This is a genomic window from Leclercia sp. UBA5958 (genome assembly GCF_002430365.1).
Classification (GTDB): domain Bacteria; phylum Pseudomonadota; class Gammaproteobacteria; order Enterobacterales; family Enterobacteriaceae; genus Enterobacter; species Enterobacter pneumoniae.
Genome location: NZ_DJCE01000007.1, coordinates 285814 through 312053, shown reverse-complemented (window position 1 = coordinate 312053; position 26240 = coordinate 285814). Strand labels below are relative to the sequence as shown.

General features: G+C 49.1%; 31 protein-coding genes. 18 read left to right on the top strand and 13 right to left on the bottom strand.

Annotation, left to right across the window (positions count from 1 at the left end):
- Nucleotides 1-268: 268 nt before the first annotated feature.
- Complete coding sequence (locus B2Q93_RS10920) at nucleotides 269-844, bottom strand: CGNR zinc finger domain-containing protein (RefSeq protein WP_286932950.1); 576 nt, start codon at nucleotides 842-844, stop codon at nucleotides 269-271.
- A gap of 92 nt (nucleotides 845-936) precedes the next feature.
- Here B2Q93_RS10920 and B2Q93_RS10915 point away from each other — a divergent pair, with 92 nt between their 5' ends.
- The 3 genes from B2Q93_RS10915 (at nucleotide 937) to B2Q93_RS10905 (ending at nucleotide 3509) form a co-directional block, all read left to right on the top strand.
- Nucleotides 937-1848 carry an alpha/beta fold hydrolase gene (locus B2Q93_RS10915; RefSeq protein ID WP_286777641.1) on the top strand — a complete coding sequence of 304 codons (912 nt, stop codon included), beginning with the start codon at nucleotides 937-939 and terminating at the stop codon, nucleotides 1846-1848.
- Between the two features lie 171 nt (nucleotides 1849-2019).
- A complete protein-coding gene (locus B2Q93_RS10910; protein ID WP_286932946.1) occupies nucleotides 2020-2412 on the top strand; it encodes a VOC family protein in 393 nt (130 codons plus the stop codon).
- A 200-nt stretch (nucleotides 2413-2612) separates the two neighbouring features.
- Nucleotides 2613-3509 (top strand): LysR family transcriptional regulator, encoded by an 897-nt coding sequence (locus tag B2Q93_RS10905; protein ID WP_286932942.1) that lies wholly within the window; start codon nucleotides 2613-2615, stop codon nucleotides 3507-3509.
- A 16-nt stretch (nucleotides 3510-3525) separates the two neighbouring features.
- Here B2Q93_RS10905 and B2Q93_RS10900 read toward each other — a convergent pair whose 3' ends face one another.
- Both B2Q93_RS10900 and B2Q93_RS10895 read right to left on the bottom strand, forming a co-directional pair.
- Nucleotides 3526-4722, bottom strand: a complete 1197-nt coding sequence (locus B2Q93_RS10900) for an MFS transporter (RefSeq protein ID WP_286932939.1) — start codon at nucleotides 4720-4722, stop codon at nucleotides 3526-3528.
- Nucleotides 4723-4861: 139 nt separating this feature from the next.
- A complete protein-coding gene (locus B2Q93_RS10895; RefSeq protein WP_286932936.1) occupies nucleotides 4862-5827 on the bottom strand; it encodes an NAD-dependent epimerase/dehydratase family protein in 966 nt (321 codons plus the stop codon).
- A gap of 380 nt (nucleotides 5828-6207) precedes the next feature.
- Between B2Q93_RS10895 and B2Q93_RS10890 the strand changes: the two genes are divergently transcribed.
- Nucleotides 6208-6489, top strand: coding sequence for a hypothetical protein (locus B2Q93_RS10890; protein WP_263616438.1), 282 nt, complete (start codon nucleotides 6208-6210; stop codon nucleotides 6487-6489).
- Nucleotides 6490-6729: 240 nt separating this feature from the next.
- Here the strand turns inward: B2Q93_RS10890 and B2Q93_RS10885 are convergent, their stop codons facing one another.
- On the bottom strand, nucleotides 6730-7107 hold the full coding sequence (locus B2Q93_RS10885; protein WP_233801136.1) for a RidA family protein: 378 nt from the start codon (nucleotides 7105-7107) through the stop codon (nucleotides 6730-6732).
- A 292-nt stretch (nucleotides 7108-7399) separates the two neighbouring features.
- Nucleotides 7400-8176 carry an alpha/beta fold hydrolase gene (locus B2Q93_RS10880; protein ID WP_286932932.1) on the bottom strand — a complete coding sequence of 259 codons (777 nt, stop codon included), beginning with the start codon at nucleotides 8174-8176 and terminating at the stop codon, nucleotides 7400-7402.
- A gap of 287 nt (nucleotides 8177-8463) precedes the next feature.
- Between B2Q93_RS10880 and B2Q93_RS10875 the strand changes: the two genes are divergently transcribed.
- Nucleotides 8464-9240 (top strand): MBL fold metallo-hydrolase, encoded by a 777-nt coding sequence (locus B2Q93_RS10875; protein WP_207293171.1) that lies wholly within the window; start codon nucleotides 8464-8466, stop codon nucleotides 9238-9240.
- A 92-nt stretch (nucleotides 9241-9332) separates the two neighbouring features.
- Nucleotides 9333-10292, top strand: coding sequence for a GlxA family transcriptional regulator (locus B2Q93_RS10870; protein ID WP_046884350.1), 960 nt, complete (start codon nucleotides 9333-9335; stop codon nucleotides 10290-10292).
- 69 nt (nucleotides 10293-10361) lie between these two features.
- Here B2Q93_RS10870 and arsC read toward each other — a convergent pair whose 3' ends face one another.
- The 3 genes from arsC to B2Q93_RS10855 are packed head-to-tail and all read right to left on the bottom strand — an operon-like array spanning nucleotide 10362 to nucleotide 12453.
- Nucleotides 10362-10787 (bottom strand): glutaredoxin-dependent arsenate reductase, encoded by a 426-nt coding sequence (gene arsC, locus B2Q93_RS10865; RefSeq protein WP_046884351.1) that lies wholly within the window; start codon nucleotides 10785-10787, stop codon nucleotides 10362-10364.
- A 12-nt stretch (nucleotides 10788-10799) separates the two neighbouring features.
- Nucleotides 10800-12089 carry an arsenic transporter gene (locus B2Q93_RS10860; protein ID WP_286932930.1) on the bottom strand — a complete coding sequence of 430 codons (1290 nt, stop codon included), beginning with the start codon at nucleotides 12087-12089 and terminating at the stop codon, nucleotides 10800-10802.
- 43 nt (nucleotides 12090-12132) lie between these two features.
- Nucleotides 12133-12453 (bottom strand): metalloregulator ArsR/SmtB family transcription factor, encoded by a 321-nt coding sequence (locus tag B2Q93_RS10855; protein ID WP_046884353.1) that lies wholly within the window; start codon nucleotides 12451-12453, stop codon nucleotides 12133-12135.
- 81 nt (nucleotides 12454-12534) lie between these two features.
- On the opposite strand from B2Q93_RS10855, the gene arsH reads away from it, so the two are divergent.
- From arsH to B2Q93_RS10830, 5 genes are all read left to right on the top strand, one after another.
- Entirely contained in the window at nucleotides 12535-13233 is a 699-nt protein-coding gene (gene arsH, locus B2Q93_RS10850; protein ID WP_286932928.1) for an arsenical resistance protein ArsH, read from the top strand.
- Between the two features lie 209 nt (nucleotides 13234-13442).
- A complete protein-coding gene (locus tag B2Q93_RS10845) occupies nucleotides 13443-13982 on the top strand; it encodes a VOC family protein (RefSeq protein WP_040076662.1) in 540 nt (179 codons plus the stop codon).
- A gap of 288 nt (nucleotides 13983-14270) precedes the next feature.
- On the top strand, nucleotides 14271-14528 hold the full coding sequence (locus B2Q93_RS10840; protein ID WP_286932925.1) for a hypothetical protein: 258 nt from the start codon (nucleotides 14271-14273) through the stop codon (nucleotides 14526-14528).
- An 84-nt stretch (nucleotides 14529-14612) separates the two neighbouring features.
- A complete protein-coding gene (locus tag B2Q93_RS10835; RefSeq protein ID WP_046884357.1) occupies nucleotides 14613-14954 on the top strand; it encodes a DHCW motif cupin fold protein in 342 nt (113 codons plus the stop codon).
- Between the two features lie 275 nt (nucleotides 14955-15229).
- A complete protein-coding gene (locus tag B2Q93_RS10830) occupies nucleotides 15230-15805 on the top strand; it encodes a C40 family peptidase (protein ID WP_046884504.1) in 576 nt (191 codons plus the stop codon).
- Between the two features lie 662 nt (nucleotides 15806-16467).
- On the opposite strand, the gene B2Q93_RS10825 is transcribed toward B2Q93_RS10830, so the two are convergent.
- Together B2Q93_RS10825 and B2Q93_RS10820 are read right to left on the bottom strand one after the other, a co-directional pair.
- Nucleotides 16468-16947, bottom strand: a complete 480-nt coding sequence (locus B2Q93_RS10825) for a hypothetical protein (protein WP_286932923.1) — start codon at nucleotides 16945-16947, stop codon at nucleotides 16468-16470.
- Nucleotides 16934-17731 carry a winged helix-turn-helix domain-containing protein gene (locus B2Q93_RS10820; RefSeq protein ID WP_286932921.1) on the bottom strand — a complete coding sequence of 266 codons (798 nt, stop codon included), beginning with the start codon at nucleotides 17729-17731 and terminating at the stop codon, nucleotides 16934-16936. The genes B2Q93_RS10825 and B2Q93_RS10820 overlap by 14 nt, the downstream gene beginning before the upstream one ends.
- Nucleotides 17732-17955: 224 nt before the next feature.
- Between B2Q93_RS10820 and B2Q93_RS10815 the strand changes: the two genes are divergently transcribed.
- The 7 genes from B2Q93_RS10815 to B2Q93_RS10785 all read left to right on the top strand — a co-directional run bounded on the left by B2Q93_RS10815 (nucleotide 17956) and on the right by B2Q93_RS10785 (nucleotide 24337).
- A complete protein-coding gene (locus tag B2Q93_RS10815) occupies nucleotides 17956-18225 on the top strand; it encodes a hypothetical protein (protein ID WP_286932919.1) in 270 nt (89 codons plus the stop codon).
- Between the two features lie 164 nt (nucleotides 18226-18389).
- Nucleotides 18390-18983 carry a fimbrial protein gene (locus B2Q93_RS10810; protein ID WP_286932917.1) on the top strand — a complete coding sequence of 198 codons (594 nt, stop codon included), beginning with the start codon at nucleotides 18390-18392 and terminating at the stop codon, nucleotides 18981-18983.
- A gap of 72 nt (nucleotides 18984-19055) precedes the next feature.
- Nucleotides 19056-19754, top strand: coding sequence for a fimbria/pilus periplasmic chaperone (locus tag B2Q93_RS10805; protein WP_286932915.1), 699 nt, complete (start codon nucleotides 19056-19058; stop codon nucleotides 19752-19754).
- Nucleotides 19755-19787: 33 nt separating this feature from the next.
- Nucleotides 19788-22406 carry a fimbria/pilus outer membrane usher protein gene (locus tag B2Q93_RS10800; RefSeq protein WP_286932913.1) on the top strand — a complete coding sequence of 873 codons (2619 nt, stop codon included), beginning with the start codon at nucleotides 19788-19790 and terminating at the stop codon, nucleotides 22404-22406.
- Between the two features lie 27 nt (nucleotides 22407-22433).
- The gene (locus B2Q93_RS10795; protein WP_286932911.1) at nucleotides 22434-22994 is read left to right on the top strand and encodes a fimbrial protein; all 561 of its coding nucleotides are present in this window, start codon (nucleotides 22434-22436) and stop codon (nucleotides 22992-22994) included.
- A 167-nt stretch (nucleotides 22995-23161) separates the two neighbouring features.
- Nucleotides 23162-23905 carry a hypothetical protein gene (locus tag B2Q93_RS10790; protein WP_286932909.1) on the top strand — a complete coding sequence of 248 codons (744 nt, stop codon included), beginning with the start codon at nucleotides 23162-23164 and terminating at the stop codon, nucleotides 23903-23905.
- A gap of 60 nt (nucleotides 23906-23965) precedes the next feature.
- Nucleotides 23966-24337 (top strand): hypothetical protein, encoded by a 372-nt coding sequence (locus tag B2Q93_RS10785; protein ID WP_286932907.1) that lies wholly within the window; start codon nucleotides 23966-23968, stop codon nucleotides 24335-24337.
- A gap of 340 nt (nucleotides 24338-24677) precedes the next feature.
- Here B2Q93_RS10785 and B2Q93_RS10780 read toward each other — a convergent pair whose 3' ends face one another.
- Genes B2Q93_RS10780 through B2Q93_RS10770 form a run of 3 tightly spaced genes read right to left on the bottom strand, consistent with a single transcriptional unit; the run spans nucleotide 24678 to nucleotide 26093 of the window.
- Nucleotides 24678-25388, bottom strand: a complete 711-nt coding sequence (locus B2Q93_RS10780; RefSeq protein WP_286932905.1) for an ArsR/SmtB family transcription factor — start codon at nucleotides 25386-25388, stop codon at nucleotides 24678-24680.
- Nucleotides 25385-25777 carry an amino acid-binding protein gene (locus B2Q93_RS10775; protein ID WP_046884364.1) on the bottom strand — a complete coding sequence of 131 codons (393 nt, stop codon included), beginning with the start codon at nucleotides 25775-25777 and terminating at the stop codon, nucleotides 25385-25387. Before B2Q93_RS10775 ends, B2Q93_RS10780 begins: the two co-directional genes overlap by 4 nt.
- Nucleotides 25770-26093 (bottom strand): antibiotic biosynthesis monooxygenase family protein, encoded by a 324-nt coding sequence (locus tag B2Q93_RS10770; RefSeq protein ID WP_286932903.1) that lies wholly within the window; start codon nucleotides 26091-26093, stop codon nucleotides 25770-25772. Before B2Q93_RS10770 ends, B2Q93_RS10775 begins: the two co-directional genes overlap by 8 nt.
- Between the last annotated feature and the right edge of the window lie 147 nt (nucleotides 26094-26240).

Below are 26240 nucleotides of genomic sequence, written 5' to 3'. Positions count from 1 at the left end.
AGATATGCCTGGCAGACCCAGGCTCTCTTTAACCGCCCGACGCATTTGTACTCTGTCGAGAATGATACTGGTCCGCTCGCCAGGTATGGTCAGCCTGAACTCACCATTTAATGGCATCGGGGATATCAGATACCATCGTCCATTAAAGATAATCCAGTTCACTTCATACCCAATCAATACGCGAAAAGCTTTGCCGCCCGGAGCGCCGGGCACCGTATGTTTTTAACTGTTAGTTCACGCCGCACTTTTACAGGTGCGGCCTGAACGACTATGAACTTTTCCTGTTTCGAAACGCGGCCACTTTCATGCGATTACCGCAGGTGGCCATACTGCACCAGCGACGGCGGTGCGATTTACTCAAATCGTGAAAAAGTAAAACACAGTTATGCGCCTCACACTGGCGTACATATTCGAATTTTTCATCTGTGACGAGTTTTACCAGGGCGTCGGCGATGGGCCAGAGCAGGCTGGCAGGACTCTCAACGCCGCAATGTACATCGACACGATAGCGCTGTGTATCCTGCGCCCATTTTAGCCTGACCTCAGGCCGCCCTTTTTCAAGAATCCGGTTGATGACCGTCAGCTCTGCCTCACGGGACTGCATCGCGGCATGCACGACGGCTCTGGCAGCTTCACGGAGCTGGCGAGCCTCCGTCAATAATTCAGGCGGAGCCTCCGTCCCTTCAGGCACCAGGCCCACCCTCTCCAGCCAGTCAATAACGCTGAGCGCATCCTCAAAGCAATCGTGTCGCTCGTCACCCATCCCATATTCACTGTTGATGAAATCCAGCGCGAGGTTATCAGCCAGGAAGAGCGGCGGAGAAGAAAGCTTTTCGATGTTCATAGGCACCTGTAACCCATTAAATAATTTTGACAGGTTACCAAAAATATGTGTAACCTTCAATTAAGCACTTTAACGGTTACAAGGGGTTTACTATGACGTCTCCATATTCAGGATCTTCATCCGCCGATAACGCATCTACCGCGCAGGTTCATTACCGCTATCAACAGGCGGGTAAGGTTAACGTGTTTTACCGTGAGGCAGGCGATCCGGCGTCGCCTGTTCTGCTGCTGCTGCACGGTTTTGCAGGCTCATCATTTATGTTCCGCGACCTTATTGCCCAACTGGCCGATCGTTACCGTCTGATAGCCCCAGATTTACCGGCCTTTGGTTTTACCGAGGCGCCAGCGCGCGGCGACTACGCGTATACCTTTGACCAGCTGGCTGAAACCATTGACCAGTTCACTGAAGCGCTCGGCATCGACGCCTATGCTCTGATGGTTCACGACTATGGCGCCCCCGTCGGGTGGCGTCTTGCCCTCGCGCATCCACAGCGGGTTACCGCCATCATTTCCCAGAATGGCAACGCTTACGAAGAGGGGCTGGGCGAGGCCTGGGCACCTATTCAACGATACTGGCGCGACCCGACTCCCGAGAACCGCAGCGCGCTGCGTGAATTTCCGACGCCCGCCTCAATCAAATGGCAGTATCTGGAAGGGGTAAGCGATCCGAGTCTGGTCTCTCCGGATGGCTACTCGCTGGAAGGAATGCAGGTATTACGGCCGGGCAATGCGGAGATCCAGCTCGATTTATTACTGGATTACGCTTCGAATGTACGGATGTATCCGCAGTTTCAGCAGTATTTCAGGGACTACCAGCCCCCGCTGCTGGCGGTATGGGGTAAACATGATCCGTTCTTTATGGCCGCAGGTGCCGAAGCCTGGAAGCGTGATATCCCGAACGCGCAGATAAATTTCTATGATACCGGCCACTTCGCGCTTGAGACCCATGCGAATGAGATAGGGGCTGACATTCGCGACTTCCTCGACAGGCATCTCGTTCAGTAATCTTCACGCCCCTCACCGGCGCGAATAACCGGCGGAGGGAAAAGTACAGCCTCAGACGAAAGGCGTCGGTACAGGCATTTGTGCCGACGTGACCAGGCTGCATCTTACCAACGCTTTAACGTACCGCGATTCAGAAGCGGGTCAGCATCGTTCCATAAAGGATTATTTCATATGTCATTGACTACAGGTGTACATCACATTGGTCTGGCGGTATCAAAGCTTGAAGAGAGCGCCGGGTTCTTCACTAAACTGCTGGGCTGGGAAGAGGTAAAAAGGCGCGAGGATTATCCGGCCATCTTTGTCAGGGACGGAGCAATAATGATTACGCTCTGGAAAACGCAGACCGAAGAGCCCGTTAACTTTGACCGTAAAAAGAATGTCGGTCTCCACCACCTGGCGCTACGGGTTAAAACTAAAGCGGCGCTGTTTGAGATCCTTGAGGTGCTCAAGGCGAACAATATTGAGATTGAATTTGAACCGGCATTAATCAGAGAAGGGCCGTCTATGCACATGATGTGCTACGACCCGAGCGGAATACGCATTGAATTTCATTATTCAGAGTGAAGGAAGATACGACGCATTGAGTTGAGAAAAAGCCAGGTTGAAATATTCATATTACTGGTAAAGAAATCAGTTTAAGCGCGGCTGCGGCGGTATTTATTGATGACCGCTTCGAGCGAATACGGACTTTCAAAGAGGATGACTGTAATATTATTTAGGAAAAGCTACAGCTAACAGGTTTGTTCATTACACGGAAAACGTTCATGCGCGAAGATTTTAATGATTATCTTGCGTTCCTTGCTGTCGCGCAGGAACGGAGTTTTACCAGAGCTGCTGCCCGGCTGAATATTTCTCAGTCCACTTTGTCTCACATTATACGACGTCTTGAAGAAAGACTCGGAATGCGGTTACTGATGCGTACAACACGTAAAGTGGCACCCACCGATATCGGTGAAAAACTAATGGCCGCGCTTGAACCGCGCCTCAACGCCATAGAAACAGATATCTCTGACCTGCTTCGTTTTCGCGACACACCTGCGGGAACGGTAAGGCTCACGGTTTCAGATCACATGCTGCATGAGTACATCTGGCCGGCTCTGGCCCCAATCCTTAAACATTATCCTGATATTCAGGTCGAACTGTCTCAGCAAAACGGCTTTATCGATATTGTTGAGGGGCGCTTTGATGCGGGAGTTCGGTTAGGCGATGATGTGGTCAAGGATATGATAGCTGTCAGGATTGGGGCTGACTGGCGGCCTGCCGTAATTGGATCTCCGGACTACCTTGCCAGGGCCGGTAAACCTTCACACCCTTCAGAACTGGCTGGTCATAACTGCATCAATGTCAGACACTCCGGTGCCGGACAGCTGTACGCATGGGAGTTTGAAAAAGGGGATGAGAAACTGAACATGAAAGTTCAGGGTCAGCTGATATACAGCAGTGTTTATCCGATGCTCACGTCCGTTGAAGCTGGATATGGACTGGCATATGTTCCGGATAATCTGGCTGAACCCGGGATAAAGCAGGGGAAGTGGGAGAGAGTGCTTGAGGACTGGAGCCCTGTTTTCAAGGGCTATCATCTTTATTATCCCAGCCGGCGACAGATGTCGCCGGCACTGAAAGTTATTATTGATGCCTTACGCATCCCTTCGGCGGGTTAGGCGGCCTGTCTGGCAATTATTTTTCTGCCAGTGAGCGACGCCCGGGCATGACGGCAATAATGGCTGAGGCTACCAGCAGGGCGGTTGCGAGCATGAAGGTGCTGACCCAGCCCCGGTGATCAAATAATTCGCCCCCAGTGAATGCGCCCATTGTAATGGCGAACTGAATCAGGGCGACCATCAGGGCACCGCCAGCCTCCAGTTCATCCGGAATAATCCGGGTCATCCAGGTATTCCATACGACAGGAATGGGAGTCACAAGTATGCCCCATACCAGAAGCAATGCTCCTGTGGCGGCGGGTATGTGTCCCAGTCCTGTGAGCAGACCTGCGACGATCGCCAGGCCCGCCGGTAAACCGGTGAGGGCTGGCAGCAGATTATCCCTGACAAAAAAACCTGAAATCAGCGTTCCCGTCAGCCCTGCAACGCCTACGCCCAACAGGAACAGGGAAATCATGTTGATGCCCAGTCCAGTGACGCTTTCGAGGAAAGGACGCAGGTAAGTGGACAGCGAGAACTGTCCCATGAAGGCAAGCGTTACGGCAATCATGCCCAGGGCGAATGTCCGGCTGCGTAACAGGGATGCTATCTGTCTTATGCCGGTATCACGTTGCGGCGGCAGTTTCGGTATGACGACCATCTGCCATATCAGGCAGATCACACCCGCAGGTACCACGGTAAAGAATGCACCCCGCCAGCCGATGAGGCTGCCCAGAAAGCTTCCCAGCGGTGGCGCCACCACGAACGCCAGTGCGGTCCCGCCCTGCAGAATGGCGATAGCTTTAGGGACACTCACGGGACGCACAATCCGTACCAGAATGGCCGTAGAAAGCGACCAGAATCCCCCAATGGATATACCAATCAACGCACGCCCGAACATAAACATGCCGTAGCCGTGAGCAGACGTGACGATGACCCCGGACATCACCATCACAAGGGTATAGAAAATCACTGCTGTACGCCGGTCGAAGCGGGCAAGCAATGTGTTACCAAACAGGCTTGTAATCACCGCAAATAGCCCGGAAAAGGCAATGGCCTGACCCGCCTGGCCTTCCGTGACCGACAGATCATTTGCAATCGGTGTCAGCAGACTGACCGGCATAAATTCTGATGAAACGAGGACGAAGCACAGCAGAGCCATGCTGATGACTGCACTCCAGGCAGACGTCATTTCGGGCGCACTGAAGCCGCCCGCATTAAGCGGTTTATTCATAAATAATTTCTAATGATGATGGTGAACAATTACCACAGGCTTACAGCCTGCAGTCAGATAAAAAAGCAGGATGTTGGCGGAGCAGCGATATCAGTCTGCCCCGCCAGAACAAAGGTTTAAAAACGTATCAGCGTCGTAATTAGCGTGAGGGTGACTCTACCTGCCCCTGGACTATCAGTGCCTGAACGGACTCATGGATTGCTTCCAGGCTGCTGTAACGGGGCTGGTAACCCAGCCTGACGCGGGCTTTCTCAATGGAATGTGAAGAACTTCGCACCACATGCCCTCTGGAGTTTTCAGCAAACTCAGGTTCAAGCCCGGCAAGCCATTCGTGAAAAGGCTGGAACTTCAGGGACGGCTCCCTGCCAAACCAGCGGAAAACAGCTTCAGCGTAACCCCTGAGCGTGATGGCCTGGCCGGATACCGCATTGAAAATTTCACCTACTGAAGCAGAACGGTTTTCAATGGCCTTAATGATAAGCTGTGCGACATCAACTGCATGAACATGATGTACCGTTTCACTTCCGAGATTAGGCAGTGCCAGCGTTTCACCACGGGCAATACGCGAATATACTTCAGGATTCGAATTCCCCTGAGGCGTAGTTGGTACCCATCCTTCACCGACAATATGTCCCGGACGGAAACAAGTAGCCGGGAAGCCAGACAGCCGCGCCTCACGCATCAGCCAGGCTTCGCTTTCCGCTTTACCCTGTCCGTAAGCATCAATCGGGCTGACAGGATCTGTCTCCAGAGAGGGGACTGACACATAACGACCGTAAACCCAGATTGAACTGCAGAAAAGATAATGCTCAATCCTGCCGCGAAGCGCTTCAACAATCTGCTGCGTACTGTCGAGATCAAATGCAATCATGTCGATGACAATATCGGCCTGAAGCTCAGCAATACGTTGACCAAAGGTTCCTTTCTTTTCTTCTTCCAGCCGGTCAATAACAACATTTTCGATGAGAGACCATGCGTAATGAGGGCGATAAGGCTTTGCTGCACCCCGGCTGACATTTACCACCTGGTGACCCAATTCAACCAGCATTGGAACAAGATAAGAGCCTACGTGACCACTGCCACCAATAACAACGATACGAGACATAGCTTTCTCCTTAATGTATTTCCGCAACGGCTTCTGAAGCTATCCCTGCCGGGAAGAGCTCAGTTAGAAAGGCTTAGCCTGAATGCTTGTATCAATAAGAGAGGTATTGTAGTGCGCACTATCATGTTTGACTTTAACCCAATTCAGAATGCTTTTATGGCGAAATAGCAATAATCATTAGAAATTGATTTGCAGAAGCATAAATACCAGAGCTGTTATGAAATTATCCTGAAAGCGTTCAATGTCCGCTTATGGCATGAAGCGGACGAATTGGCTGGACTGCAGGTTCGTTTTGAGCCAGTAGCGGACACTGAGTAATCCTTTCCTATGCCAACGTTTTATGTTTTCTTTTACGTAAGCAACGGACCAAGGACATCCCCGTGAAAATCTACTGGACCCTTAAAAGTATTAGCGAACTAAAAGACTTACCTTATAAGGAGCGCGTAAGACGGTGGCGGAGCGCGTATAAATCGGCCTTTCGGCACTGGCAAACCTGGGGCGGCCTCGCCCTCTGCGGGGCCTTCGGCGGCGCAGGAGCGTACTTTGGCGGCATGGCTGGCACCGTAGTATTTGCTGGGCTGGGCGGTTTTATTTACGGCCAGATCGTGACACAGGTTGTCCTGAAACATTATCGGCACCGGCTACAGGGCGAAGCCAACTGACGGGTAAGGTCTGGAAGGCTTCCAGACTCGGCCCTCAATGCGTCAAACGCCTGCCCCACGACCTGCCTACGGTGAATAATATAATACAGTGCCAGGAACGTCCGCGCCTGGCACGAAACTGACCACCTGAAGCGTCGTGCAGTCTGCCTCGAGCAAGGCGCGGACGTTATTTCCAGAAAGGGTTTTATATAACGGCGTTAAAAACTGAAGAGTTGAACTTATCCGGTTATGAAATATGAATTAGAGGCCGAATATCGCCTCAATTTCTATCGAGAGGTCAGGTGAAAAGAGGCGGCTGACTTCTACGAGCGAGCTCGCTGGCAAGTGATCACCATAATTTCGGTACAACACTCTGCGTAGTTCGTCGATCTCCGTAAAAGAGGTAATAAATATCGTCACTTTGATCAGGGCTGAAAAATCAGCACCTTCCAGAGTAATGATTTTTCTCATTTGACTGAATATCTCTTCAGCCTGTTCAGCCATGCCTTTCTGTTGAGCGGCGGTGCCAAATGCGGTCAATCCTGAAATGTAGAGCGTATTGCCATGTTTTACGGAATGAACATAAGGAGCCTTTACTTCACCTAACTCAGGATAATTCTTGCGTAACAGGTTGTTCATACTGAGATCCTTCTGGAAGTGAGCAAACAACGACCTTACCATCTTCCTTAAAATGCTCCACCCTGATTTTTGATGATTAAACGCGCAACGTCCATTTGTTGCATCACGCGAACAGGCTATCTGAGCTTGAGGTTCGCCCTGAGCGAATAGCGACCAATATCAAAAATGCCTAAGGATAAGGCGATGATGAATATGCCCTTTAACGCATAAGCATACACCGCGAAAACCTATCACAGCTCATACAAGCCACCCCTGCAGGTGGCTTCGTCGTTAATGGGCATTCAGAGAAGGATTATTCAGCAAAGCAGCGAGCTGCATGCTCTTCAACAAAGGTCGTAACGGTTTCCGGTGCCTCCAGCGGCGGGAAGTGGTTGACCCCCTTCAGCACCTTTAGCTCTGCCCCACCGCCCAGCAGTTGCTGCAGCGCGGTGGCAAAAGGAAGCGGATTAGGCGCATCGTTTTCACCCTGCAGGATGAGTGCCGGTGCGGTAATAGCGCAATAGCGATCGGCCATTTCATGGTTCAGGAATGCAGCGGCATTCGCCTGCAGCGCATGCGTCGCCCATTTTGCGGCCTCGGCACCCACGCTTTCCGGGACGCCAAAGGGTTGATAAAAGGCCACCGCACCGGAAGGCGTGGCAACCGCTTCGCTAACCCCCTCCACGGTCATACCCGCGTCGCGCATCTGCTTGCCGTCTACGTAGCAGGCGGTATAGACCAGTCCGGCCACCCGCTGCGGAGAGTTCGCTGCAAAGGTGGAGATGATATTGCAGCCGATCGAATGAGAAACCAGTACCACAGGCCCGTTGATGCCAGCCGCATCAATCACCGCTTTTAAATCCTCTGCGTGACGCGGAATGCTGTATGCCTCTGCCTGCAGGGGTTTAGCGGAACGGCCATAGCCGCGGCTGTCATAAGAGACCGTGCGGAATGTCCTGGACAACACGTCGGTCTGTGCCTGCCAGATATCGCTGATGCCAAAATAGCCGGAAACAAAAACGATCGGCAGGCCCTGCCCCTTCGCTTCGTAGTAAATTTCGATGCCGTCATCGATGAGTGCGTATGCCATAGTATTACCTCGGATGTTAACAGTCCGAACAGTATAAAAAACGCCCCGCAACGGCGTGAGAGGCCAGGAAGTCAAAATGCGATGATATCGGGCCAACCTCGTTTCCACAGGAGACAGGCCGGTCGCCAACGGGAAAGGGATAATGCTCTGAGCGCGATGGCATCGCTTTTTGACCCTTTTTCATCGAAGAATGACCTGCGCGCGCCTCACCCCTCTTCCGCAGCTTTTTTATACTGCGCTCTCCATGCACAGACCGCATCGCTGCGGTGTACCTGACGGAGTAAAAAATGCAGCTGACTCAAATACGAAACGCCACACTGAAGCTTGACTATGCCGGGGTTCGCTTCCTGATCGACCCGATGCTCGCGGATAAAGAGGCCTGGCCCGGCTTTCCCGGAACGGCGCGTTCTCACCTGCGTAACCCTCTGGTGGCGCTGCCGGTTTCCGTTGACACCTTGCTGGACGTAGATGTGATTATCGTGACGCATACGCATCAGGATCACTGGGACGAAGCGGCTCAGCAGCTCATCCCCAAAGACAAGGTGATTTACACCCAGAATGAAAGCGATGCGTCACTTATCCGCTCTCAGGGCTTTACCGCAGTCAGCGTGCTGGCTGACACCAACGTCATTGCCGGCATTAACGTCGTGAAAACCGATGGACAGCACGGCAGCGATGAAGCCTATGCCATTCCTGAAGTGGCCGAACGCCTGGGCGATGCGTGCGGGCTGGTCTTTTCCGCCGAGGGTGAAAAGACGCTCTATATTGCCGGCGACACCATCTGGGTACCGCCGTACGTGAGCAGCCTGAAGAAATACGCGCCGGACGTCGTCGTCCTCAATATCGGATGTGCGACGGTCGACGGGATTGGCGCCATTATTATGGGTAAAGAGGATGCCCTGCGCACGCTGGAGATTCTGCCGGCAGCGACCCTGGTGGCCTCACATATGGAAGCCGTAAACCATTGCCTGCTCAGCCGCGCTGAGTTGCGTGCATACACCGCAGAAAACGGTCTGCAACAAAAGGTGCGGGTGCCTGAAGACGGCGAGACGCTCAGTCTCTGACGCACAGCCTGTCTGCAGGCGGCTAAAATCTGATTGCCGCCTGCCGGCAAAACGTCGGCTATACCCGATTTAATCAGTAAAAGGTCTCTATTATGTCCGCTCTGCACGTTGCCGTTATTGCCACGCCGGGTTTTAGCCCGTTTCACTTCTCCGTTCCGTCCATGGTCTTTGATAAGGCCATGCCGGAGCCGGGGCTATTCGACGTGACGATCTGTGCTGAGCAGCCTGGCACAGTGGGATCTGATATCGGGATTTCCATTAACGTGGAGCATGGCGCTGAGCAACTCGAGATTGCAGACATTATTATCGTCCCCTTCTGGGAGCATCCCGGGGTGCGTCCCTCCCCTGCCCTGCTTGATGCCCTGCGAGCTGCCTGGCAACGCGGGGCTGAGGTGGTGGGACTCTGCCTTGGGGCTTACGTACTCGCCTATGCCGGACTATTGGATAACCGCCGGGCCTCGACGCACTGGGAGTTTGAGCAGGATTTTGCCGGGCGCTTTCCGCAGGTCAGGCTGGACGGTAATGCGCTCTATACCAGCGATGAGCGCCTGATCACCTCTGCGGGTACGGCCGCAGGCATAGACTGCTGCCTGAATATCGTGCGGGAACATTACGGCTCTGCACTTGCGAACCGCGTGGCCCGGCGAATGGTCATTCCTCCGTACCGTGAAGGGGGACAGGCGCAGTTTATTGAGCACGTGGTGCCGGAGACGACGCGTGACGAGCAGATTAATGACCTTATTAACTACCTGCGCCGCAACCTGGACAAGCGCCACGATATTGACTCTCTGGCCGGTTTTTCCGGCATGAGCCGGCGCACGCTGACGCGCCATTTTGTGAAGGCAACCGGTATGACCGTCAAAGACTGGCTCAGCGCCCAGCGTCTGCAGCGAAGCCAGGAGCTGCTCGAAACCACGGATCACAGCATTGACGTGGTTTCGTCCCTGGTGGGATACCAGTCCCCGGTCTCTTTTCGCCAGAGTTTCAAGGCGCGCTTTAATGTCAGCCCCAGCGAATGGCGGCGCACCTTCAGGGGACCGGGCCTGTTTTAAAGAGCTTGCCCACGCAGGATCGTTGGCATTTTCTGAGACAGTCAGCCCGGCTCAACGAATGAGGGCCAGCTACTTAATCCGCTGACCGGTCTCATCAATAACTTTTTCGCCATCCTCTTTCGTGAAAGCGCCCTTCTGACCTTCAGGCAGGATCTCCAGCACCACTTCTGAAGGCCGGCAAAGCCTTGTCCCAAGCGGCGTGACCACCACTGGTCGATTGATCAGGATGGGATGCTGAAGCATAAAATCAAGCAACTGCGCATCAGAAAATATCTCTTCTGCAAGACCCAGTTGCGCATAAGGTTCAACGTTCTGACGCAGCAACGCCCGCACCGGGATCCCCATATCTTGGATCAGCTGCACAAGCTCATCGCGGGTGGGGGGCGTATCGAGATAATAGATAATGTTCGGTTCGTTCCCGCTGTTACGGATCATCTCCAGCGTGTTACGGGAGGTGCCACAGGCCGGGTTGTGATAGATGGTGATGTTGCTCATATCAGTATCTCATTACAAAGTGACAGAGAGCCGCCACGCCAGCGCGGCCAGAGTGACAAAGAGCACGGGCAGGGTCATGATAATGCCGGTGCGGAAGTAATATCCCCAGGTGATGGTCACGTTTTTCTGTGCCAGCACATGCAGCCATAGCAGCGTGGCCAGGCTACCTATCGGGGTGATTTTCGGGCCTAAATCACAGCCAATGACGTTGGCGTAAATCATCGCCTCTTTAATGACGCCGGTTGCAGTACTCCCGTCAATAGAGAGGGCGCCAATCAGCACCGTCGGCATGTTGTTCATCACCGACGAGAGGAAGGCGGTCAGGAAGCCGGTGCCGAACGTGGCTGCCCATAACCCCTTATCCGCCAGCAGATTCAGCACGCCCGAGAGCGACTCTGTGAGTCCGGCATTGCGCAGGCCATAAACCACCAGGTACATGCCGAGCGAGAAGATCACGATTTGCCATGGCGCTCCGCGCAGCACCTTTCCTGTATTGATGGCATGGCCTCGCTTCGCCACCACCAGCAGCACAGCCGCGCCAGCCGCGGCTATTGCGCTGACCGGGATCCCCTGCGGCTCCAGAACAAAGAACCCAATCAACAAGAGCAGCAGCACAATCCAGCCCGCCCTGAAGGTCGCCGGATCCTTTATCGCGCTGGCAGGCGTTTTCAGAAGCGAGACGTCATAGGTCGCCGGGATATCGCGGCGGAAGAAAAGATGCAGCATGACCAGCGTGGCCGCAATGGCCGCCAGGTTTACGGGGACCATGACCGAGGCGTACTGTGTAAAGCCCAGGTTGAAGAAATCCGCTGAGACGATATTTACCAGGTTGGAGACGATCAGCGGCAAACTGGCGGTATCGGCGATAAACCCTGCCGCCATGACAAAGGCCAGCGTCGTCCCTTGGCTGAACCCCAGTGCGAGCAGCATCGCAATCACGATTGGCGTCAATATCAGCGCTGCGCCGTCGTTGGCAAACAGCGCAGCCACCGCAGCGCCAAGCAAAACTATCCAGGTAAAGAGCAGGCGACCCCGTCCGTTCCCCCAGCGTGAAACATGCAGCGCGGCCCATTCAAAGAAACCGGACTCATCAAGCAAAAGGCTAATGATGATCACCGCAATAAAAGCGGCCGTGGCATTCCAGACGATGTCCCAGACGACGGGAATATCCTCGACATGAATAACTCCCGTAACCAACGCCAGCCCGGCTCCGATGCTTGCGCTCCAGCCGATGCTAAGCCCCCTGGGCTGCCAGATGACCAGAACCAGCGTCAGGATAAAGATACTCCCTGCCAGAAACATTTCAGGCTCCTTATATATGATTATACGTATATGACTACACTACTCAGCAGGAGGTACAGGCGGATTTTTTTAACCATTCACCCACCTCTTCGCGCAGGCACTGCCATGACAGCGTTATTGTTTCACTGGCCCATGCCGGCATGTGGGGAGAAAGACGATAGTGGATCCATTTGCCTTCCCGACGATCGAGCACCAGCCCTGCTTCACGCAGGATAGCCATATGCCGGGAAATTTTGGGCTGTGACTCCGAGGTAGCCGCGCAAATATCGCAGACGCACAGCTCACCCGAATGCCGGAGAAGCATGACAATGGCAAGACGGGTCTCATCCGCCAGGATTTTAAAAAGCTGCACAGGTTGTAGCATTTTTTGCTCCGTTCCCTTTATCTTTCATATATGGTAAATCATATGTGTATTTTTTGAAATCATCATCTCCCGGAGTAAACAATGGAACAGTTTCCTGCCCTGAACGCTGAATGCTTTGACCAAAAGATTGCTGAACGCCTGCAGCTTCAGGAGCCGCCACGTATTCTGATTTTGTACGGCTCGGTAAGGGAGCGTTCGTACAGCCGTTTCGCAGCGGAAGAAGCGGGTCGCCTGCTGACGGCGATGGGCGCAGAGGTGAGACTGTTTAACCCTTCCGGTTTACCCCTGCCGGATGACGCCCCGGATACGCACCCAAAAGTGGCCGAACTGCGCGGGCTGGTCAGATGGTGTGACGGCATGGTGTGGAGTTCCCCGGAGCGGCATGGGGCCATGAGCGCGGTGATGAAAGCCCAGATTGACTGGATACCCTTAAGCGAAGGCGCCCTTCGCCCCTCCCAGGGGAAAACTCTGGCGGTGATGCAGGTCTGCGGCGGCTCGCAATCTTTCAATGCCGTGAACCAGATGCGTATTCTGGGCCGCTGGATGCGGATGTTCACCATTCCCAACCAGTCCTCAGTCGCCAAAGCCTGGCAGGAATTTGATGAAAATGGACGAATGCGACCCTCTTCCTGGTACGACCGTATTGTCGATGTGGCCGAAGAGTTATTTAAAATCACGCTGCTGCTGAAGGGGCAAACAGATTATCTCGCCGATCGTTATAGCGAACGAAAAGAGAGCCACCAGGCGCTCTCCGTCCGCGTTAATCAGGAAAAAATTTAACGTTTATCTCTTCGATAAGAGAGACTGCGTAGAGTTGGCAACGTCCGCTTCTGGCCAAAGCGGACAACAGATCTGCACTACGCAAGCTGTTGTCTTTTCGCCCATAACGTCTGATTTTTAGTCTTTCATTAAACGCATGAACAAACCTCATCAAGGAAAAGGGACTACGCTTTTTTAAGAGCGTTCAATTACCTGACTGGAGGATAGAGATGGAACATGAAACGACTCGTGCTGTTACCCGCGGTATCAACCATATCGGATTAACCGTGCCCGATCTGCAACAGGCAACGGAATTTCTGCAGAAGGCGCTGGATGCAAAATATGTTTATGACGGCCTGACGGACAAGGACACACCGCTGAAAGGGGCTGATGCCGAGAAACAACTGGGCTTAACCTCTGGCTCAATGATGATCAAGCAACGGCTACTGCGCATTGGTAATGGGCCAAACCTGGAACTTTTTGAAATTATCAGTGAAGATCAAACGAAGCCGGTAAGAGTGCAGGATTTTGGCTGGAACCATATTTCTTTATACGTAGACGATATCAATTACGCCATTGAAAGAGTGAAGGCTGCGGGAGGCAAGTTTCTTTCAGAGCCCCACGGGAACTCGCGTCATGAAGACACTGAAAATAATGCCGGCGTATACTTTTATACCCCCTGGGGAAGTCTTGTCGAGTTGCAATCGATACCCAATGGCTATTACTACCCTGACGATAGCGAAGCGAAAATTTGGGTACCGGAACCGTAATCAAAGGGTTAGGTGGCGGGCAACGCGCTCAGCGTAAGCAATTAGCGTAGAGCCGCTCCTTTAAGGATTCAGTGCCGATGCTACGGCGCAGAATAAAGGTTAACGCATGCGCAAGATTGAAGCTGAATGATTTATCCCGTCGCCAGATGTCCCGCTTAATTTCCGTCCCATTCGCAAAGCGCCTCAGAATTTTTTCTGGGGCCAAAAAACGATTTCCGCTTTGTATATCGCCAGAAAGATCCGATCATTGCTGCATCACGAGCTGAAAATAAAGAAAGGAAGCGCTTTATGAAACTGAATTTATACTGGGCAGTACCGCTGGCCATCCTGTTTATCGGGCCAATATTTTCATTGCAGTTCCCCAGCACCCCAGAGCTAACCTCGCCGCGCTTCTTGTTCCTGTATGGCTCTATGCTACTGGCTGCCTGTGCCCTTATCGTATTTTCACTGAATGGTCGTCTCCCCTTGCCGGTGTGGACAACGAGTCTGGTCATGCTGATCGTTTTAATCGGGTCGCCGATGGTTAAAATGCTATTTGAAAATTAATACCCCCGAGGGTGAAGTTAAGCAGCGCAACGATAATCCTGTGGGTGCGCTGATTGAATTCTAATTCACAAAGAGAACAACAGAATGAAGATGGATGCGTTTGCTTTTGGTACAACGAACTGGGATGACGTCGAAAGAACAGAGCATCCAGGAGAGACTGGCACCGCCTACTGGCGCACCCAATTCTTTGGTAACGCGCTTAATCAAATCCGTGTGCGGATGGTTGAATATACGCCGGGCTACCTTGCGGACCATTGGTGTAAGAAAGGCCATATCCTGTTCTGCATGGAAGGCGAGTTAGAAACAGTGCTCGATGATGGGCGGAAATTCATCCTGAAGCCAGGCATGAGCTATCAGGTTGGCGATAATGCAGAGCAACATCAGTCGAAAACGAGTACGGGTGCAAAACTGTTTATTGTTGACTGACTCTCTTGCAACCCAGCCCTGTAAACCACGACTTATTGCCGAGAGCGATGGGAGTTCAGCATGACGGTACTGGCGTGGCAGGAATACGTACGACGCCAGAGGAAGCGCGAAATCAGCCTGCTGAAAGGCCATGACAATACCAGTAACGAGCAAGATAACCGAAAAACATTAACAAGTTATGAATTTTGTAATGTAGAGTAAGTTGCTCACATTATATACAGGGGTAATCCTTCTGTCGGGTTAGTATGACATTCCGGTTACCTGTATAAATGTTTATGAAACTTATAAGTATTAAATTAGTTATTCTTTTAGTCGTTGCGATTATTTCCGGTTGCAGTGAGAAAAGAGTTCATAAAGTAAAAAATAATGACGGCAAATCTCTTGTCAAATCTAACAGTCATTATTCTCCGGACTTAATTCCTGTCGTGGCTGCGCTGCACGATCAGCTGAACACCTGGCGTACGGCTCCCTATCAGTGGGGAGGGACTGATATTGATGGTGTCGATTGTTCTGGGTTTGTATGGAGAACCCTTAAAGACAGATTTAACCTTCCTATGAAACGTGTTACCACTCATGATCTTATTCATATGGGGGTAAAGGTTGATAAAAAAAATCTTCGTGCGGGAGATCTTGTTTTCTTCAAAATTAAAAATGGCTTCCATGTTGGTTTTTATGATACCAACAATAAGTTTATTCACGCGTCAGTCAGTAAGGGTGTCACCCGTTCGTCTTTAAGGAATGTATACTGGAAGAGAATGTATATTGGCGCTCGTCGATTGCCGAATAACATCAGCGAAGTTATTACGATGAATCATAAATTACCAAAATATGCACATGACAACTCTCTCTAATCAGACAATTATTCATAATTAGTGTATATATTGCTTTAATATCTTTTATCATCCCTGCAGATCCGAAAAAAAAGTAAAGTCGGCTCTAACCCAAACTGGAGAACCTTAGCCACTTCGAGCTGAAGAACTGGATAAATTCAGCCAATGATTTGTACGCCCGTACCCAAGAGACTACTGAGATATTATGCAATCAAGTGTTTACGCATTCCGTTGCAGAGGCCAGGCAGGCTTAGATGATCGATTTCTTCCGGGAGTTTGTAACCTGTATTAAATTACGGATGCCTCACAGATGAGAGGCTTGCCGGGCTGAAGCCAACTGGGAAAACACTGGCCTTAATAAGTTATATCATTTGTGATTTCACTTCGTATGTTAGCCAGGTGAGTAATTTTAAACATATACACTATTGCATGTAGGAACAGGGTTTTCTGCAACAGGCCGATGGGCAAGATGAGGGCAACAACTGACGACATAATTCAGACACCCGGAATAATCAGGATGCTAAAAAAGAGGGCAAAGTTAGCAATATAACGTACTCAATCTTGTGTTATCAGAATAAAATGTAGGCCTCACCTTCCTTCGATGACGATAACAATGCTATTTATCAGAATCCATGATTCACTCGATTGATCTCCTTACAACCACCTGAAACTTAGAAAGCGCATTAGTTGTTTTTAACACAGATGAAAACAGGCGAGTGTCCATTACCAACGATTATCAAATCATTAACCCTTTCCAGCGTGAAAAAATGGGTTTTATCAGGACCGAGGTCTATGATTTTTTCCTGAAAAAAAGACTCATCCATACTGTCCCCTGCGTATTTTGAAAGCCTGAAATTATTCAGTTTAAGCACTTTCTCGCTATCAATCTCATAGTCAAATTCAACAAACCTCAATACGGCTTGAACATTCCTATTTGTTGTCACACTTCCACTCATTTGCATTCGCCCAGTAAAATCTGGTTTCAAAGTTAGTACAGAAGTCACTGTCATATTAGTATTAAGCTCATTTCTTGCAACTGTGAAATGGGCAACGCATTTAATGTCAAAAAAGTGCCTTGTGTACAGGCTGAAATATAAAAAATGACCAAGCATAACCAAAAAAAACAACAATATTGATAAGGACATGAATTTATACTGGCGCATTGTATTGCATCTCATAAAAGCTTTTGCAGGATGGAACTTTATTTTTGATGCCAGGTGTTTTAAAGCACTGTGCAAAAAAAACTCTACCCGTATCTCCCAACAACACAGCATCTGATAAATTCATAAAAACAGTAGACTCTCTTTCACAGGATATTCCGTGCCTTTTAATTAAGTCGTCGACAATGTTTTTTGTAGCTGACTTGAAATTACTGGGCATTTCATTTAGTGAGAATATTCTACACATTTTTACTTTACCGATACTGGTCGCTTGCCTTTTATAAATGAGGTTAGCTTCCCTTGATGAATTTTGTACAATGAAAGGGAAAACAAGGATGGCTAAAAACGTAAGGCAAAGAAAGACTATTGTAACCATAGAAACTATTTTATTCCCTTTTTGAACCGGATTCTCTGCTTCGCTCGATTTTTCAGATCTGCTACATAAGCTGTCCTGCGAGTAAGAAATTTTAAGATCCAATGAAAGCATGAACCCTAAGCGGGGAACAGTCGCTATTGTATTCGGATCAAGCCCCAGTGTGCTGAACGTTTTTCGTAAATCCGAAATATATTTGTTCAGACTGTTGTTTGAGGATTGCAGGCCATAAGCATCCCAGACATGCTCCAGTATCTCATTGCGTGAACATACTTCACCATGATGTTCAATCAGGTAAGTAAGCAGTCGCCCCATAGTCAGGCTAATGGTAATCGCAACTTCATCGCTATCCTCTATAAAAAAAGCTGAATCTTCTGATCTGAAAGAAACACCACCATCAAAAATGTAAATCATAAATTCACCATAACTAACGTTGTAGCTTTAAACGTAGTATACGTGAATGAATGACACGCACCACTCGCAGACATAAATGCTAATAAGTAATTATAAATTAGAATAATATCCTATATCTCATAAATTCCTCGATATATATATTTATTTGATCGTTCAGCACTTAAGATTTCTACAGTTCGTAACACAGGTGATTCGTTACTTTTTATTTCTTCGAGGAGGGGTAAGTGAAGTTGACTGGTATGAAAAATTTCATGGGGATCGATTTCTCTGGATTAATAAAGTGTAGCGAGATAGAAGCGGCTATATCTGGTTACGGATTTACTGAGGTTGCAGCCATCAGGATTTTTATTTGCATTTCGCCACCTACGCTGGATTCAGCAGGCCTGAGATATGTTGCCATGAAGGTTGAGGAGTGTTTACAAAAACATGATGATGGTTCTGCCTATTTTTACCGGCTTCATGAGCTAAACGACAAATTATCTTTCATTAAATAAGGAGGACGTAAAACACACTACCAATTATAAGCACTAAAAGCATGGATGAATCGTTTCTTCTAAATGGAATTGATTTTATTCGTTACACCTAATCTGATTTATAAGATGTCATAATTACTTATGGCTGAACTATTTATTTATATTTAAAAAACAAAGGACTCAATATGAAAAAAGCAGTTATGGCTTCATTCGTTACTTTAATTATGGGCAGTATGAATCCAGCTTTTGCGGCACCCGTTTCTGTTGATGGTGGTCAGGTTAATTTTGTAGGCTCGATTGTCGCAGCCCCCTGCGCGGTAGATACAACCAGCGACGGGCAAACTGTTACGCTTGGTCAGGTTCCGACCAATCGTCTTTCATCCAAAGGTGATAGTTCATCTTCAGTGCCTTTCAGTATTAAGCTTGTAGGTTGCGATTTAGGTGCAGACGCTATTCCTGAAACTCCTGACGCTCGTGCAGCCTATACCAGTGCCTCTATCACTTTCATTGGTGCAACAGCCGGTGACAGTCAGACGCTTGCTGTTAAGTCTGCGGCAACCGGTGCCGGTGACACTACTTCAGCTGCACAGAATGTAGGTATTCAAATTTTGCAAAATAATGAGCCGTTGAACGTGGATGGCTCTGCTGCATCAGAGTCGCAAACAATTATTGCAGGTGCAAACGAAATCCCATTCAGCGCTAAATATGTCGCAACTGCCGATGGTGTAGTAGCGGGCTCAGCTAATGCAACTGTGAACTTCCGTGTTAATTACGAATAATTGATTTGTCAGCCCACCGTTGATGCGGTGGGCATTTTACAGATATACTTTTTCAAGAAGGGTAGTTAAATAATGACTTTCAAAATATCAGGCAATTTTTGGTTCTCGCTAATATTATTAACTGCTAGCGTAACCACCTCTGTCGCACAGGCCGGAGGAATAATGCTTGGCGGCACTCGCCTTATCTATCCTGCAAATCAGAAGCAGGTCAGTATGCAGGTACGTAACACTTCAGACGCGTCCAGTTTTTTAGTTCAGTCCTGGATCGAAGAAGCTAATGGGACCAAAAGTCAGGATTTTGTCGTTACTCCTCCTATGTATGTCAGTGGGCCGGGTAAGGAGAATGTTTTGCGGGTAATGTATGTCGGGCAAGCCGTAAACCCTGAAAAAGAGACACTGTACTATCTTAATACTAAAGCCATTCCATCACTTGATAAGAATAAATTAGACGGCAAAAACGTGCTGATGGTTGCCGCAGTAACCAGAATTAAACTTTTTGTTCGTCCCCAGGGGCTTAAACCTTCTGTTATCGATGCTCCATCTTTTCTCCAGGTAACCAGACAGGGAGATAAGGTAAAGGTTCATAACCCTACCCCATACCACATTACGCTGGCTCAGATCCGAATCGGAGGGAGCAATATCCCTGACATTATGATTAATCCTCAGGATAATGCCGAATTCCCTTATCGTGCTAATACAGGTAATGAATTTAAATTCAGGACAATCGATGATTACGGAGCACTTACTCCTGTTAGGAGTGTTACGTTTTAATAATTATAACTCCGTGATTTAGAGTAAGATAAAATGAAAAAAACGGCTAATTACGATGGGATGCTTAGCCACTTCCATAATTCAAGCTTTTCATTTCAGGCTAAAATAAGCGTTATTTTATGTATTTTTTATTCTACTGGCGCTTATTCGGGGCTTTATTTTGCGCCTGAGCTTATTGCGGATAACCCGGATATGGTTGCAGATCTTTCGCGTTTTGAAAAGGCTGGGGTTCAACTTCCGGGAAATTATCAGGTTGATATCTTCCTGAACGGTAAGGAGATGATGAACCGTGAACTCCGATTTATCTCAGCTGAAGATACCAAAGCGGAGCAACTTTCTTCAGAAGAAGCAAAAATGACGGTCCGTGATGGAACAGGATTGATTGCTTGCCTGAATCGTCAATTACTTGATGAACTGGGCGTAAATTTAAGATTACTTTCTGATGCTCAGGATACACAGTGCTTATCTCCCGGTGTTTTTATTCCTGAAGCTTTTACCCGTTTCGATTTCGAACATATGCGACTTGACGTGAGTATTCCTCAGGCTGCGATGAAGAGTAGTGCACGAGGCTACATTCCACCTGACCGCTGGGATGAAGGAATTAATGCAGCTCGGCTGAATTATGTTTTCAACGGAAACAATGTTCGTGGTAACAACGGTAATCGTAGTAGCCACTATCTTGGGTTGAATAGCGGCCTGAATCTTGGACCATGGCGATTGCGTGACGAACGGACCTGGAATGAGAATTCCGGTAGTTCATATCGTTATCGTCAGTGGCAGCATCACCGTACTTTTATTGGTCGTGCAATTATTCCGTTACGCAGTGAATTTACTGCGGGGGACAGCATGACGAAAGGAGAACTTTTTGATTCTGTAGGTTACAGAGGAATTCAGATTTCTACCGATGATCATATGTATCCGGACAGTCAGCGCAGCTTTGCTCCAGTGATCAGGGGCACTGCACTCACTAACGCCAGAGTCAATGTGCGTCAGAATGGGTACACTGTATATCAGACGTATGTCGCGCCTGGAGCCTTCGAAATTAATGACCTTTTTGCTATGGGTTCAAGCGGAGATCTTGAAGTTACTGTAACTGAAGCGGACGGCACTGAACGCATATCTATCGTTCCTTATTCGACGTTACCCCTTCTGCAGCGTGAGGGTCGCGTTAAATACAGCCTGACCGCAGGAACATTCCGCTCATCCGGTAAAAATTACGAAGAACCGAAATTTGCTGAGGGAACATTGATATGGGGTCTTCCCTTCGGCTTAACCAGCTATGGAGGAACACAGTACTCTGAAAATTATTTTTCAGGGCTGTTGGGGGCAGGCATGAATCTTGGTTCATTAGGTGCTTTTTCAGCTGATGTTTCTCATGCTGACAGTACCTTAACTGATGGTAGCCGTCATAAAGGGCAATCCCTTCGTTTTCTGTATGCCCGTACACTTAATAATCTGGGCACCACTTTTCAGCTTACCGGTTACCGTTATTCCACAAGCGGCTACCGCACCCTGAACGAGAGTGCGCTGAAAAGGATGAGTGGATGGCTTCATCAATCCGATGAAACAGGAATTGATGGAAGACCACTTAAAAATGGACAGTCAGGATATTATGACCTCAATGATCGCAGAAGAGCGAAAATTCAGGCAAGTGTTTCCCAGCGGGTAGGTGATACCAGCTCTTTTTATTTTTCTGGTAATCGTGAAACCTACTGGAACACACCAGGCGCCACTGATTCATTGCAGGCTGGATTTACAAGTTCTGTTGGTATTGTAAATTACAGTATTACACTCAGCCGCTATTCCGGTCGGGCAACGTCAGAGAATTCTGCTTTCCTCACTCTGTCTGCTCCGCTCAGTTCGTTATTCCCCGGCAGCAAAAAAAATCTTTATGCAACCTATAGTGCAGGGAGAAATGGTAACGGAGATATCTCACATCAGGCTGGCCTGAGCGGTACATTACTTGATGGGGACAACTTGAACTGGAATGTGTCTCAGGCTTATAAGCCCGCTGAAGGCAATAGCGGAAATGCCGGAGCCAGTTATCGTGGAACTTACGGCAGCACAAGTCTGGGTTATAGCTACAGCCAAAACTACCAGCAGGTAAATTACGGCATGTCAGGAGGAGCACTGTTGCATGATGAAGGATTGACTATCGGGCAGCAGATGGGCGATACGAGCATACTTGTTGCTGCACCCGGAATCGCATCTGTGGCGCTTGAGAACGAAAGCGGCGTACACACTGACTGGAGAGGTTACGCGATCAAACCGTATGCCTCCGTATATCGTGAAAATCGCGTTGCTCTCGATAGTACCTCGCTGGACGATATGACTGATATTGATAATGCCGTTACACACGTCGTACCTACCCGTGGTGCAGTGGTTAAGACCTATTTTAAAGGGCACTACGGCAACCGTGTATTAATGACACTTACTCACAAAGGCAAACCGCTACCTTTTGGTTCGGTTGTCACGTTTGATGAGCGAAGCGGCATTGTTGGTGATGATGGTCAGGTTTATCTTTCTGGCCTCCAGGAAACCGGCTCCGTATACGCTGAATGGGGTGATAGCAAGCACTGTAGCGCGCAATATCGTTTGCCTCCGGTTCATGATAAAAATCCGATTATAAGAATTAACAGTAATTGCATCTGACCTATAATATTTAATGAGGCCTTTAATATGCGTAGAAATACCTTGTGCAAACAAAACAATTTTTCATTGATTATTTTGCGTGCATTGCTTTTCCTGCTGGCAGGAAAGTCATCACTTATTTACGCTGCTGCAGATACAGCCACTATCACAATTACAGGGAAGGTTCTGGCTAATACCTGCACTATTGATAGCGGTTCAGCAAACCAGAGTATTACATTACCGGATATAACTGCACGCGAACTTCGTGGCAAAGGAACTACAGCCGGAGAAAAATTGGTCAGGATCACTCTCACAGACTGTGAAACCGTTAACCGTGTGGTGGTCAAGGCTTTCGGCCAGGAGGATGTTGATGATCCTGTTGCGTTTAAAAATGCACTTGCTGACGGTTCCAGAGGCGTGGGTATTTACTTCTATCAGACCGACGGGATTACGAAATTCAGGCCTGATGGTAGTATTCAACAGACCAGCGCTCTGCTGCCATTGCCAGTTAATGTCCTGGACTACAAAGTCTCTTACGTGGCTACAAAAGAAACAGTCGAAGCGGGGGGGTTCAGGAGCGTGGTAAGTATGACTTTTGATTATCAATAAGCTAATCATACGGGGAGCTGTTGTTATAAATCTTTTATCAACTCTTCATCCGAATTTTTAAGTACTAAAAGATATTAACGCTATGTCTTTGCCTGCTTACAAAGCCGATTAAAATAAATATTGCTACAGTCGTCATATTTTTTATTCATATTTTTTTCAGGTACCTCATGAAATATATATATTACATTTTACTTATCATTTACCATTCATCAGCTGCGGCAGTCACTGCTTCATGCGGAGGGTATACGTTGGACACTCGCGGTTTTCCAAATATAATGTTAGAAGATGCTCCCTCTGTCACACTGGCGCAACTACGCGCCAGTCCTTATACTTTAAAAGCTTATATCAATTCACAGCTGCTTCCCATTGAGTGTCAGTTCTGGGTTAATGATGCCGTTACGATCAATAATAAAGCAGTTAACCTGATCGCAACTCCAGCGGGCTATCAAACTGTCGGAACTACGTATTTTCTGAATTTAAACGAAGGGGGCTTGTTTGGAACACTTAGATTCGAAGATTGTCCGGTAGACAGCCCTCAATATTCAATGAAGGTTGAAGTTGTGAATAAAAATAACCTGATAGTAAGATCGGCCAGTAGCCAGGGCTCTGCTCACTCACAAATATCTGCAACATGGGAATTACCGTCCACGGTTGATCTTGGCGCTGCTTTTGCAGGAGACTCACTGAGCCGTAATTTAGCCGGTCCTGTTGGCGGCTCTGGCCGACTTGACATTACCCGCCCATCTGGACAGGGTGCGCATATACGCCTGGGCCTTAATGGTTTTCCAGTGGACACCAATACCGTATCAGTTCCGGAAGGTGCCTCCTGGTCTGCCCATATGCACACCTCAAGAGACACACCTCCTGGGGAATACAAAGCAACCGTAACTGCAACTCTTCAGTGTGGCTGACACTGTCTATTTTCAAAACAGGCGCAGACACAATCGTTGTTACTGATGGAGGAGGCCGAAATGGAAGATAATATTCTGCATGATCCCTATGCCTGCCAGATCGCTGATGAGATAATGAGTCTGCTAAACCTCTGTTACAGGTTGCAGAGCGGGAATAACTGTGGGGAAAAGCCTGAATCAGGTCAGGGTATGACTGATCGCCCTGAATTTACTGAGCGCGTTGTGATTGCTTGTGGTTATGCCCGCCGGTTAGGTCAATTGCTGCCCATAATGCGTAGCCTGAGCTCAGTCGGCAGAGAGATGGAACGCCGGGGTGAAATCACCCTCAAGACGGGAGAAAGCTATGCTTATAAAGCACTGGCTTTACTTATCAGCATCTATGATCTGAGTCTGCAGAATCATGATGATGCTGTACAGGAGGACCTGACGTAGCACGGAACGCAGACTGCGTTACTGTCCTTTACTTCATAATGTATGCGTTCTTTACCTTCATAAGCTTTAATCCCGCATAAGTAACAATCCTGATTAACTGTTGCCTTTTGTGGATGAGCCCTTATCTTTCTCACCGGAGATCCGAAAACACATGGAGTCAGATCTGTACTAACCCCTCTCTGGAAATGGTAAGGAGATCCGGGAGGAAGAATATGAAATTAAAAGATGACAGGGATATGAAGTTCCGCCGTGAGCGAAAACCAGACCTTTGTTCGTAAAAATGGGTGAATAACGTGAAGGCACCTTAAGCCCCCCTGCCATAGAAAGAGGTATTACCAGCTCAGGTAATTTTAAGCCCAAACAGCCGATACATGGCGACCTTGCCTGAATCGGTTAGATTCACTTCACGATATCCCGGTGTACGCGTTATCCACTCTTTTTCAAGAAAAAGCGTAAGCAGTGCCGAGCCAGCATTACCGCCGAGGTGGGAACGTCTTTCACTCCAGTCCAGACAGGGGCAACAGTGCTTGCGGCGCGAGCGTGAATTCAGTACGACGCCCATTTTCTCAAAATGTATTTTGCCGGCTGACGTCAGTGCCGAGCCGTCGGCTTCCAGCCATTTTTCCCGCAGCATACACTCATAAATGTTGACAGCAAGCTCGCCTGCCAGATGGTCATAGCAGGTGCGTGCATAACGAAGAGAGTGCGGTGTACTACAGGCAGGAGCCTTACGAGTACGCATGGACACACCCATCAGGTTTTCCAGCAGTCCGGCGATATGATGTCCCGCAAGGCTGTAATAGCGATGACGCCCCTGCGTCAGGCAAATAACCAGACCGTTGGTAAGAAGCCGGTTTAGGTGCCCGCTGGTTGTCGAGGCTGCTATATCAGCCACTACGCTAAGTTCGGTGGCTGTCCATGCGCGCCCGTCCATCAGGGCGCACAGGATGCTGACCCTGGACGGGTCAGACAACGCAGAAGCCACCATTGCCATGGATGTTTCAAGGACATCATCTGGCTCACTGTCGCGCTTTGTTTTAACGATGTTCATTCAGAAGGTATTGCCCATTTTTGGGTTACTTCGGCTGCCCTGGCATCATCATCCGTAATGAGGATGAGCCGGTTACTATGGTCACTGTACTGTACCAGAATATTGATCCCGTTCCGGGCAATTTTATTCGCTATTTCTCCCAGCTCTCCGGGCCGTTCCTGAGGTAACTTTCTTACCAGAGGACGACACAGGTTGCGGACTTCAAAACCGGCTTCAGTCAGCACTCTGCGGGCTTTTTCACCGTCTTCAACCAGGAAATGTGCGTGCCCGCCTTCTGCTCCTGTAAATACGCCACCGCCTTCAAGTCCCACTCCGTTTTCGCCCAATACCCTCCCCAGTGAACCAAGGGAACCCGGGCTATTTTTGAGAATAACGTGAATGTCATACATGCTGATTTGTTCCCTTATCTGAAGAGTAATCACGGAGTACGCTGGCTACCCGTATTCTGTAGAATGAAAAAATCGACTGCTTCCCTTCTGTCTGAGCAGCCTGATGCATCACATTTCGCTTCCATCCCGCTACAGATTCCTCATCTTCCCACCACGACAGCGAAAGAATTTTTCCGGGTGTAGCCAGGCTCTGGAAACGCTCAATTGAAATAAAGCCGGGCGTGTCGGATAAGAGAGGCTTCAGCTCTGAAGCGAGCTGAAGATATCTTTCCTGCGCTTCTGGCAGGGCATCTGCCTCAAAAAGTACTGCAATCATGTTTCGCTCCATCGTCAAATTTCGGACAGATTAATGATGACGGAGGCATGTTGCTTCGGTGGGCGCCGAAATATGCCAGTGCGTTAGCGAAGCTTTGATCATGATAAAGCAAAGTACATTGCAAGGCCTGCGCGCCCTGAAAAGGAA